The organism is Actinoallomurus acaciae (assembly GCF_042429965.1).
GTDB lineage: Bacteria > Actinomycetota > Actinomycetes > Streptosporangiales > Streptosporangiaceae > Actinoallomurus > Actinoallomurus acaciae.
In genome coordinates this window covers 1-9077 of the sequence record NZ_JBHLZP010000340.1, presented here as the reverse complement: position 1 = coordinate 9077, position 9077 = coordinate 1, and the positions used below count along the sequence as shown (strand labels likewise).

At 70.4% G+C, this 9077-nt stretch carries 8 protein-coding genes and 1 pseudogene; 5 read left to right on the top strand and 4 right to left on the bottom strand.

Features of this window, described 5'->3' with window-relative positions:
• On the bottom strand, positions 1-495 hold a 495-nt coding region (gene eccD / locus ACFFNX_RS33420; protein WP_378209861.1), incomplete at its 3' end, for a type VII secretion integral membrane protein EccD.
• Positions 496-968: 473 nt separating this feature from the next.
• On the opposite strand from eccD, the gene eccCa reads away from it, so the two are divergent.
• A complete protein-coding gene (gene eccCa, locus ACFFNX_RS33415) occupies positions 969-4919 on the top strand; it encodes a type VII secretion protein EccCa (RefSeq protein ID WP_378209860.1) in 3951 nt (1316 codons plus the stop codon).
• Between the two features lie 33 nt (positions 4920-4952).
• Here the strand turns inward: eccCa and ACFFNX_RS33410 are convergent, their stop codons facing one another.
• The gene (locus ACFFNX_RS33410; RefSeq protein ID WP_378209859.1) at positions 4953-5453 is read right to left on the bottom strand and encodes a MarR family winged helix-turn-helix transcriptional regulator; all 501 of its coding nucleotides are present in this window, start codon (positions 5451-5453) and stop codon (positions 4953-4955) included.
• A 107-nt stretch (positions 5454-5560) separates the two neighbouring features.
• Between ACFFNX_RS33410 and ACFFNX_RS33405 the strand changes: the two genes are divergently transcribed.
• A complete protein-coding gene (locus ACFFNX_RS33405; RefSeq protein ID WP_378209858.1) occupies positions 5561-6481 on the top strand; it encodes an EamA family transporter in 921 nt (306 codons plus the stop codon).
• A 14-nt stretch (positions 6482-6495) separates the two neighbouring features.
• Complete coding sequence (locus tag ACFFNX_RS33400) at positions 6496-7131, top strand: NAD(P)-dependent oxidoreductase (protein ID WP_378209857.1); 636 nt, start codon at positions 6496-6498, stop codon at positions 7129-7131.
• A gap of 39 nt (positions 7132-7170) precedes the next feature.
• Here ACFFNX_RS33400 and ACFFNX_RS33395 read toward each other — a convergent pair whose 3' ends face one another.
• Positions 7171-7569 carry an ATP-binding protein gene (locus ACFFNX_RS33395; protein WP_378209856.1) on the bottom strand — a complete coding sequence of 133 codons (399 nt, stop codon included), beginning with the start codon at positions 7567-7569 and terminating at the stop codon, positions 7171-7173.
• A 189-nt stretch (positions 7570-7758) separates the two neighbouring features.
• Here ACFFNX_RS33395 and ACFFNX_RS33390 point away from each other — a divergent pair, with 189 nt between their 5' ends.
• Positions 7759-8568 carry a helix-turn-helix domain-containing protein gene (locus ACFFNX_RS33390; protein ID WP_378209855.1) on the top strand — a complete coding sequence of 270 codons (810 nt, stop codon included), beginning with the start codon at positions 7759-7761 and terminating at the stop codon, positions 8566-8568.
• A complete protein-coding gene (locus tag ACFFNX_RS33385) occupies positions 8565-8657 on the top strand; it encodes a DUF397 domain-containing protein (RefSeq protein WP_378209854.1) in 93 nt (30 codons plus the stop codon). The genes ACFFNX_RS33390 and ACFFNX_RS33385 overlap by 4 nt, the downstream gene beginning before the upstream one ends.
• Positions 8658-8778: 121 nt before the next feature.
• On the opposite strand, the pseudogene ACFFNX_RS33380 reads toward ACFFNX_RS33385, so the two are convergent.
• Positions 8779-9077: pseudogene (locus ACFFNX_RS33380) on the bottom strand (cyclase family protein); the annotation flags it as partial.

The window sequence follows — 9077 nt, the reverse complement described above, 5'->3', positions numbered from 1 at the left end:
CTGGGCCACGGCCAGCAGCAGCAGCGCGGCCGCACCCGCCGTGATCTCGCGCTGCACGGCCGGACCGCCCGGCAGCGCGATGATGACGAGCGCGCCGATGAGGGCCACCAGCGTCAGCCCGCGCAGCAGCCGCCGGCTCGTCTGCGGGCTCCAGCCGTGCGGGCTCTCCTTCATGGTGGTCGAGATGCCGTCGACGATGTCGTCCAGCCGCACCTCGGGCAGCGCCTCGGTACGGGGCCGCAAATAGACCGTGTCGCCGTCGCGCAGCCCGAGTGACTCGAGGGTGGCCTCCTGGTCGAGCGGGGCCTCGCCCAGCCGCTGGAGCACCCAGCCCTCGTGTTCCAGGCCCGTCTCGCCGAGGTCGTCCCCGCCGTACCCGAGCACGGCCGGGAGCAGGTCGGCGACCGGGACGTCGGCGGGGACGGCGAGGTCGATGGCCTTCGAAGGCGCACGCACCGTCAGCCGGCACAGCCCCGTCGTCGCGCCCTTGCTCACGCGCTCTCCTTCATGAGAGGAGAGACCACTCGCACGTGCTCATCGATTCGCTCACTGCGTTCAGTCACGAGTCCTCCTTCGTCGGAGGAGAGACCAGGCGCACGTGCTCATCGATTCGCTCACTGCGTTCAATCACGAATCCTCCTTCGTCGGAGGAGAGACCAAGCGCACGTGCTTATCGATTCGCTCACTGCGTTCGCTCATGAGGCGTGCTCGTCTTTCCGCGGGTCCGCCCCTACTTGTCCGGGCGGAGAGACGTGAGGGTGTTCTGTTGTTCGGTCGGTCTCGTCAGTGCTCTCCGCTTAGGCATACGTACGCGGAGAGCACCCGGTTCACCCGGGTTCGAACGATCTGACCGATGGCTGGCCACTGTACGATGCCTGGCAACGAGTCCGCTCGCTCTCCTCGGCCGCTCTCCGCACATCGCCGTCCCTCGTTCGCTGTGCCGCGCCGTACACGCCAGGAGGCCCTCGTTGAGTTTCGTGCTTTTCCGCAGGCCGGCGCGCCGACGCGCGCCGGAGATGCCCGACGGGGAGATCAACCTGCAGGAGCCGCCCACTCTGCCCGAGACGGTCCCCGACTCGTCCGCCATCTGGACGTACCTGCCGATGGCGCTGATGTCCGGCGCCATGGTGATGATGTACATGACGCGTGGCGGCGGGAGCACGGCCAACGGCTTCCTGCCGATCTCGCTGATCATGATGGTCCTCGCCGCCGGCGCCATGCTGCTCGGCACCGGCATGCGCAAGAGCAGCGAACGCAAGCAGCGGCTGAAGGGCGCGCGCCGCGACTACCTGCGTTACCTGTCCCAGACCCGGCGCAAGGTGCGCGCGGCAGTACGCGACCAGCAAAAGTCCCTGGTCTGGCGGCATCCGGCGCCGCAGACGCTGTGGTCGATGATCGGCAGTACCCGGATGTGGGAACGCCGCCCGACGGACCCGGACTTCGCCGAGGCACGGCTGGCGATCGGTGAGCAGAAGCTGGGGCTGCGGCTGTCGCCGACGTCCACCAAGCCGGTCGAGGACCTCGAACCCCTCACCGCGCACGCGCTGCGCAGCTTCATCCGCGCGTACGCCACCGTGCCTGAGCAGCCCACCGCCGTCTACCTGCGGTCCTGGGCCCGGCTGCTGATGCGCGGGGACGAGGAGTCCATCCGCGCGATGGTGCGCGCGATGATCGCCCAGCTCGTCGTCTTCCACTGCCCGGACGACCTGTGGCTCGCGCTGTGCGTCGCGCCCGGCCGCCGCGCCGAGTGGGAGTGGGTCAAGTGGCTGCCGCACAACCTGAACCCGCACGACAACGACGGCGCCGGGCCCGTCCGCATGATCGCCACCGACTTCCCGGAGCTGGAGGGAATGCTCGGCGCCGAGTTCTGGGAACGCCCGCAGTACGACCCGGAGGCGCACACCGGCCGCGAGGAGCCGTACACGCTGATCGTGGTGGACGGGGCCACCATCCCGGCCGGGCACCCGCTGGACGGGCCGGGGATGCGCAACGTCACCGTGCTGGACCTGAGCGGCACGCTCACCTGGCGACCCGGCCGTACGACCCTGCGCCTCGACGTGCGGGACGGCGAGCTGCGGCTGGTCCGTACCGACCGCGACCGCAAGGAGCAGACGACCCTGCTCGGACGCCCCGACGAGTTGGGCGTACGGGCCGCGACCGCGCTGGCCAAGCGACTCTCGCCGTACCGGCTGGGCGTGGGCGGCGAGAGCGCGGAACCACTGTCGTCCACCATCGACCTGGCCACGCTGCTGGGCATCCCCGACCTGCACCGTCACGACCCGGCGACACTGTGGCGCAAGCGGACCGCCACCGAGCGGCTGAAGGTGCCGATCGCGGTCGGCGTCGACGGGACGCCGGTGGAGCTGGACATCAAGGAGTCCGCCCAGGGCGGCACCGGGCCGCACGGCATGCTGATCGGCGCGACCGGCTCGGGCAAGAGCGAGCTGCTGCGCACGCTCGTCCTGGCGATGGCGCTGACCAACTCCTCCGAGACCCTCAACTTCGTCCTGGTCGACTTCAAGGGCGGTGCGACCTTCCTCGGCCTGGACGAGCTGCCGCACGTCTCCGCGGTCATCACCAACCTGGCCGACGAGGCGGCCCTGGTCTCCCGCATGCGCGACGCCATCCACGGCGAGCTGATGCGGCGTCAGGAGCTGCTGCGCGCCGCCGGCAACTACGTCTCCGTGCTGGAGTACGAGAAGGCGCGCGCCTCCGGCACGCCACTGGAGCCGCTGCCGAGCCTGTTCGTGGTGGTGGACGAGTTCAGTGAGCTGCTCGCCGCCCACCGCGACTTCATGGAGCTGTTCGTGATGATCGGCCGGCTCGGCCGCAGCCTCGGCGTGCACCTGCTGCTCGCCTCGCAGCGGCTCGACGAGGGCCGCATGCATCAGCTGGAGAGCCACCTGTCGTACCGCATCGGCCTGCGCACGTTCTCGGCCATGGAGAGCCGGGGCGTGCTCGGTGTGCCCGACGCGCACACGCTGCCGCCCCAGCCGGGCAGCGGCTTCCTCAAGACCGGTGTCGAGGCGCTGACGCGGTTCCGCGCGGCCTACTCCTCCGGGGCGTACCGGGGGCGCGGCAAGGCCGACCAGGCACGGGTCGCGAGCCAGGTGGTGCCGTGGTCCTCCTCACGCGTCGCGCCGGTCGAGCCGCCCGAACCCGCGGAGACCGAGGAGGAGCCCGAGGAGACCGGCGAGACGCTGCTGTCGGTCGCGGTCGACCGGATGCGCGACGCCGGGCCGCCCGCCCACCAGGTGTGGCTGCCGCCGCTGGACCTGCCCCCGACTCTCGACCAGATCCTCCCGCCGCTCGAGCCCGACGACGTGCTCGGCCTGACGACCGTCGACTGGGAGCTCCGCGGCGAGCTCACGGTGCCGGTGGGCATCGTCGACCGGCCCTTCGAGCAGATCCGCGACCTGCTGGTCATCGACCTGCACGGCGCGGGCGGCCACGTCGCCATCGCCGGCGGCCCGCAGAGCGGCAAGAGCACGCTCATCCGCACCATCATCACCTCCCTGGCGCTCACCCACACCCCGCGCGAGGTGCAGTTCTACTGCCTCGACTTCGGTGGCGGCACGCTGACCGGACTCGCCGGCCTCCCCCACGTCGCCGGCGTCGCCGCGCGCATGGACGCCGAACGCGTCGGCCGTACCATCGCGGAGGTCACCGCACTGCTCGCCGACCGCGAGCAGTTCTTCCTGGCCAATGAGATCGACTCGATGTCGACCTACCGGCGCCGCCGGGCGGAGGGGGAGTTCGCCGACCAGCCGCACGGCGACGTGTTCCTCATCGTGGACGGCTGGTCGACCCTCCGGCAGGACTACGACCGGTACATTCCGACGTTCAACGCGATCGCCGCCCGGGGCCTCAACTACGGCATCCACCTCATCATCACCACCGCCCGCTGGGTCGAGCTGTCGGCGGCCGTGCGCGACCAGGCCGCGACGCACCTGGAGCTGCGGATGGGCGATCCGATGGACTCGGAGATCGACCCGCGCCGCGCCGCCTCCGTGCCGCGCGCCCCCGGCCGTGGCATCACCCGCGACAACAAGCTGCACTACCTCACCGCGCTGCCGCGCATCGACTCGGTGGAGGGCACCGACGACCTCGCCGAGGGAGTCGCCGGGTTGGTCGCGGCGGTGAACGAGAGCTGGGTGGGGCCGCCCGCGCCGCCGGTACGGATGCTGCCGGCCACGCTGCACGCGCGCGAGCTGCCCGCGCCCGAGGGCGACTTCCGCGTGCCGCTGGGGCTGGAGGAGGAGCGGCTCTCCACGGTGTGGCACGACTTCGGCGAGAACCCCCACATGATCGTGGTCGGCGACACCGAGTGCGGCAAGACGAACCTGCTGCGGCTCATGGCCAAGGCCATCACCGCGCGGTACACGCCCGAGGAGGCCCGCATCATGGTGGTGGACTACCGCCGTGAGCTGGTCGAGGCGGTACCCGATGAGTATCGGCTCGGGCACGCCGTCTCGATGGACGCGCTACGCGACCTCCTGGACGGCGCCGGGCGGGCGATCCAGGCTCGCATCCCGGGCCCGGACATCGCGCCGGCCCGGATGCGGCTGTGCGACTGGTGGAGCGGACCCCGGCTGTTCATCCTGGTCGACGACTACGACATGGTGGGCGCGGGCCCGATGCAGCATCCGTTCGACCCGCTCATCCCGCATCTGGCGCTCGGCTGGGAGGTCGGCCTGCACCTGGTCGTCGCCCGCTCCGCCGCGGGCGCCGGACGCGGCCTGAACGAGATGATGATGCGGCGGCTCCAGGAGGTCAACACGCCGTCGCTGCTGATGTCCTGCCCGCCGGACGAGGGCTTCCTGTTCGGCAACGTCAAGGGCCGCATCCTGCCGGCCGGCCGTGCGATGCGGATCGCCCGGCGCAAGGCGGTGCAGATGCAGACGGCCCTGCTGGACTGAGCCCCGCGCGGCGGCTCGGCACCGGCGAGGCGGCTATTCGAGTGACGTGTCGCCGAGGGACTCCAGCAGGTCGCGCAGCGTGTCCGCCAGTTGGCCGCGCTCGCGTGGGCCCAGTGCGGCCAGCAGGAGTGCCTCGTTCTCGGTGTGCGGGCCGACCAGTTTCTCGATCGTCTCCCAGCCCCGCTCGGTGAGGCGTACGCGCACCGAGCGGCGGTCCGCCTCGTCCGGCACGCGTTCGACGAGTCCCCGCTTCGCCATCCGGTCGATGCGGTTGGTGATCGCGCCGGAGGTGATCATCGCCGCCCGGTTGAGGGCACCGGCCGTCAGCTCGTACGGAGGGCCCGACCGGCGCAGAGTGGCCAGGACGTCGAACTCCCACCGCTCCAGCCCATGCTCGGCGAAGAACTCCTTCAGCCGGGTGTCCAGCAACCGTGACAGGCGGGAGATCCGTCCGACGATCCCCATCGGCCACGCGTCGACGTCGGGACGTTCCCGCCGCCACTGGGCGAGCACCAGGTCCACCGCGTCGCTCATGTGATCCTCTCAGCATTAAAAATCTTAACGTTCATCTACTTGACGTTGAAGCTCTTACGGGTCCACAGTTATCTCAACGTTGAGATTATCAATGCGGAGGGATCGACATGACACCTTCACGCCTGCCGAACGTGCGAGATCTCGCCCTGACCGGGCTCACCCCGCTCGCCTGGGGCTCGACCTACGCGGTCACCACGGAGCTCCTGCCACCCGGCCGGCCGATGTTCACCGCGCTGATGAGAGCACTCCCGGCCGGGCTGGTCCTGCTGGCCCTCACCCGGACCCTTCCGCACGGCCGGTGGATCTGGCGGGCGGCGGTCCTGGGCGTGCTGAACATCGGTGCCTTCTTCCCCCTGCTGTTCCTGGCGGCGTACCGGCTGCCGGGCGGCGTCGCGGCCGTACTGGGCTCGGTCGGACCGCTCTTCGCCCTGGTCTTCGCGGCGATGCTGCTCGCCGAGCGGCCGACCGCCCGCCGCCTGCTCGCCGGGCTCGCCGGAGTGCTGGGAGTGAGCCTGGTCGTGCTGCGCTCCGGCGCGCGGCTCGACACCGTCGGCGTGATCGCGGGACTGGCCGGGGCCGCGGCGATGTCGGCCGGCACCGTACTCACCAAGCGCTGGGGACGCCCCGCGGGCGTCGGCGCGCTCACCCTCACCGGCTGGCAGCTCACCGCCGGCGGGCTCCTGCTGGTCCCCGTCAGCCTGCTCGCCGAGGGCGCGCCGCCCGCCCTCGACGGCCGCGCGGTGACCGGCTACGTCTACCTCGGCGTCGTCGGCACGGCGATCGGGTACTGGCTGTGGTTCCGCGGCGTGTCCCGGCTGCCCGCCACCTCGGTCGCTTTCCTCACCCTGCTCAGCCCCCTGTCCGCCGCCGTGATCGGCTGGGCCGCGCTCGGCCAGGCGCTGAGCCCGCTCCAGGTGCTCGGCATGGTGATCGCCTTCGGCGGCACGCTGCTCGGTCAGATGCGTGGTACACGCCCCCGCCCTGCCCCCGAACCCGCGCCGGTGCCCGCCGCGGCCCGCGCCTGCTGAGAGGAAGAGAGGACATGCGCATCACCGTGTTCGGAGCGGCCGGAGGCGTCGGAAGCCGCGTGGTGGCCGAGGCACTGGCACGCGGGCATGAGGTCACCGCCGTCGTACGCCGCGCCGGTCACCGGCACGACGGCGCCCAGGTCCGTACGGGCGACGCCGCGGACGCCGGGGAGGTCGCCCGGCTGAGCTCCGGCCAGGACGTCGTCATCGCGGCCACCCGTCCGGCGCCCGGCCGGGAGCATGAGCTCGCGGCGACCGCCAAGGCTCTCCTGACCGGCGTGGCCCGTACGGACCCGGCGGCCCGGCTGCTGATCGTCGGTGGCGCCGCGACCCTGACCGTGCCGGGTACCGGCGGCACCGTCGTCGACGCCCCGGACTTCCCCGCCGACCTGCGGCCCATCGCGCGAGCATGCGCCGAGCAACTCACGGTCTGCCGCGCCGCGGACCCCGACGTGGACTGGGTCTATCTGAGCCCGCCCGCGCTGCTCGATCCGGGCGAGCGCACCGGCACCTACCGAACGGGCACCGACACGCTGCTCGTCGACGGCTCGGGAAGGTCGGCGATCTCCATGGAGGACCTCGCGGTCGCGCTGCTGGACGAGGCGGAGCGCCCGGCCCACCACCGCACGAGGTTCACCGTCGCCTGGTGAGACGACGACCGCGCAGGCGGGAGCCGATCCAGGTTCTTCTCAGCCGGATTCACACGAGACCACGGGGAGGATCGCCCATACACATTTTTCCGAGGCCGCCATGCGGCATCCCCACATCTCCGAGAGGGCCACGATCAAATGCATTCCACGTCCGTGTTCGCCTTCGAGGTCGATCGGCAGGACTGCGGGGGGACTCGGGGATGAGTCCCACACCTCAAGGCGGACCGCTCCGCCGTTCCAGTCGACCGCGACGACGTAGTCCGGGCTCGGCGCGTGGATCAGGGCATTGGTGAACATCTCACCGATGAGCTGGACTCCGTCGTCGACCTGGCCGGACCGCCCCCACAGGCGCAACCTGGAGGCGACGAAGTCGCGCGCTATACCGGCCGACGCGAGGAATGGCGGCAGGCGCCGCTCCTGACGCATTGCGTCGTTCACATCTCGTTCCCGCGAACCGAGTCGCGGTGTATTGCAGGGACACATATCGGCCTCCCGACCCTCCGGCTTTCCCCATACAGACTGGCCTGAACGAACTACGATCGGGACGGTTCGGAACGGCATCAAAGCAAGGCCACGGCGATGCGCGGTTCACTGAACCGTTAGTGAAATAGCCACAAGAGGGAAACCATGGTCAAACCCCCCAGTCCGACACTTCTCACACTTGGCCGAATCATCCGGTTCTGCCGGGACGCGGCCGGCATCAGGCAGGCCGACCTGGCCAAGACGCTCGGCTATTCGGTGGGATGGCTGAGCAACGTGGAAACCGGGCAGCTCCGGGCCCGGCGCGACCAGGTGGTCGCCATTGAAAGAGCGTTAGGCCTGGCGGAATCCACACTCACCGACGTCTATGACGATCTCCCCCACGACCATCCGGTGAAGCGGTTCGAAAGGTACGAGGAGAGGGAGCGTCAGGCCGCGAGAATCCTCGACTACGAGGCCCTGGCCGTACCCGGCCTGCTCCAAACGGAGGAAACGACCCGCGCTCTGCTGATGGCGGGCCGACCGGCCGACCCCCCGGACGCCATCGAGAACCTCGTGGCACGACGCATGGCCCGCCAGGAGGTCCTGAGGCGGGCCGCTCCACCGCCCCTGTGGGTCATACTCGACGAGACGGTGATCCGGCGCCCGGTCGGGGGCCCGAAGGTCCACTCCGCCCAGCTCGACCACCTGCTCGACATGGCCGACCGACCAGCGATCTCGATCCAGCTGATACCACTCGCGACCGGTGCGCACGCGGGCCTCGTCAGCACTTTCTATATTTTCAGCTTCGAGAACGCACCGAGCATCGCGTACAGTGAAGATCCGGCGGCGGGACATATTCACGAACGACCCGAGCTGGTGCGGATATTTTTAGACACCTATCACGCGCTTCAAACGTCGGCACTTCCCTCCGTGGCATCGCTATCGATTATCAAGGAGGTGAGGGACGAAATATGAGCATCGAGAATGCCGAATGGCGCAAGTCCAGCCGTTCAGGCGGCAACGGTGGCGCGTGCATCGAGGTCACCGTCATTCAGGCCGACTGACCCCCCAGACAGCGAAAGCCTCTGATCAGTCCGATCAGAGGCTTTCACCGGTGGGGCCGCGGCCATTACGCGCAACGCACCGGGCCGACACGCCCGACGCGTGCTTTCGCCGAAGGGCGGCTCAGAAGATGGCGAGCGGGTTGACCGGCACGCCGCTCGCGGCGCCGAGCCGCGGAGGCGCGGCGACGAACAGGAAGGTGGCGCGCCCCTCCTCAGCGCAGACAGCCGCCAGCTCCGCAGGATCGGCGACGTCGATCAGGGGCATGCCGAGGCGGGCGAGGGCCACGCGGTGCAGCGGGCCGGGGACGCGAGGGTCGACGGGCGGCCGCCCGTCGCCGATGTCGCCGGCGTAGACCGCCACGTCGTGCCGGTGCATCCAGGCGACCGCGTCGAGGGTCAGCCCCGGAATGCGCCGGTCCC